Genomic DNA, 1,756 nt, shown 5'->3' on the forward strand with positions numbered 1-1,756 from the left:
ATACACTGGAGCAAGCCGAAAGGCCGGTCATAGACCGAGTTTACCCAGGAGCTGGGTGAGGTGAAAGTCTCACGCCCAGTTCTGAAGCGGAGGTGCTCCCCTTAATAGGGGACATCGACCGTAACAAAAGCAGAAATGGAAGAAACTCCGCCAAAGCCTATTCCGCCTACAGAAAAGAGTGTATAAAGCAGTTCAAGCTGGAGACCTCAAGAAAGCTAGGTCACTACAGAAATTGATTCTGAAATCTCGCGCAGCACAGCTTCTAGCTGTACGTCAGGTCACACAACTCAATAAGGGTAAAAAAACAGCTGGAGTAGACGGGAAGTCATCCCTCAACTACAGGGAACGCATGAAACTGGTTGAAACACTGAACCAATATGGATGCGACTGGCACCATAATGGACTACGGGAACACCCCATTAAGAAAAAGAATGGGAAAACCCGAATGTTGAAGATACCTACCATCGCAGACCGAGCATGGCAATGCTTAGCAAAATTCGCACTGGAACCAGCACACGAAGCTACCTTTCACGCTCGGAGTTACGGGTTTAGGACTGGAAGAAGTGCCCAGGATGCACAGAAAGGACTGTTCAATCAACTGAACTCAAACTGTAATGGCATCAAAAAGCGAATCATAGAGCTAGACATCAAGAAATGCTTTGACCGCATCACACACAGCTCAATCATGGATAGATTGATAGCTCCTGCGCACCTAAAACAGGGGATTTACAGGTGCCTAAAAGCAGGCATCAATCCGGAATTCCCAGAGCAAGGAACACCCCAAGGTGGTGTGGTCAGCCCCTTATTGGCAAACGTGGCTTTAAACGGTATAGAGGACATACACACAAGCCTGCGTTACGCAGACGATATGGTATTCATCCTTAAGCCTAAAGACGATGCCGAGAAAATCCTCTCAAAAGTCAAGACATTCTTGGCGGAGAGAGGAATGGAAATCAGTGAAGAAAAGACCAAGCTAACAAGAGCGACAGACGGATTTGATTTCCTAGGGTGGAAATTCCGCGTTAGAAAAGACGGAAAATTCTCGTGCATTCCCTCAGAGGATAACCACAGAACAATTCGTCAGAAAATTAAAGCCGTAGTCAACAGCTCGAATTATGGTGCAGAAGTAAAAGCCAAGAAACTAGCCCCCATCGTTCGCGGATGGCGTAACTACCATTCTAGCTGCGATATGAGCAGCTCAAGGGATAGCCTCTGGTTCATGAAGAAAACCGCAAATCGTAAATTCCGCAAGGAAAAGAAAATAAACCGGTATAAAGCCAATGAACTATGTAAAAAAGCCTTCCCAAAGGTTGGTTACAAACAAAACCAACACGTGAACGTAAAGGGGACTAAGTCACCCTACGACGGCGACCTAGTCTATTGGAGCAAGAGAAACTCAAGACTCTACTCTGATGCTACATCTGACGCATTGAAAAGGCAAAACCATTCCTGTGGACACTGCGGATTGAAGTTCCTAGAAGACGAGTTCGTACATCTTCATCACATTGATGAAAACCACGACAACTGGAAAACGAAGAACTTGCTAGCAGTTCACCAGAGCTGCCACCAGCAGATACACTGGAGCACTCCTACAGGAGAGGATATCTAGGAGCCGTATGAGGTGAAAGCGCGCGACCTGAACTGGTCAAGTAAAGCGGGGAGCCGACTCCCCAGGGTAATTTACACCACCTACCCTCACGTAAAACAACCTTTTAGGTTGGACTCAATACCTTTTGGTAACAAAAGGGAAATATGC

At 46.5% G+C, this 1,756-nt stretch carries 1 pseudogene; it reads left to right on the top strand.

Annotation, left to right across the window (positions count from 1 at the left end):
• Window positions 1-130: 130 nt before the first annotated feature.
• Window positions 131-1,609: pseudogene (locus tag F6K53_RS39970) on the top strand (reverse transcriptase domain-containing protein); the annotation flags it as partial.
• Window positions 1,610-1,756: the final 147 nt, after the last annotated feature.

This window comes from Moorena sp. SIO4A1, from assembly GCF_010672065.1.
In the GTDB taxonomy this organism is placed as follows: domain Bacteria; phylum Cyanobacteriota; class Cyanobacteriia; order Cyanobacteriales; family Coleofasciculaceae; genus Moorena.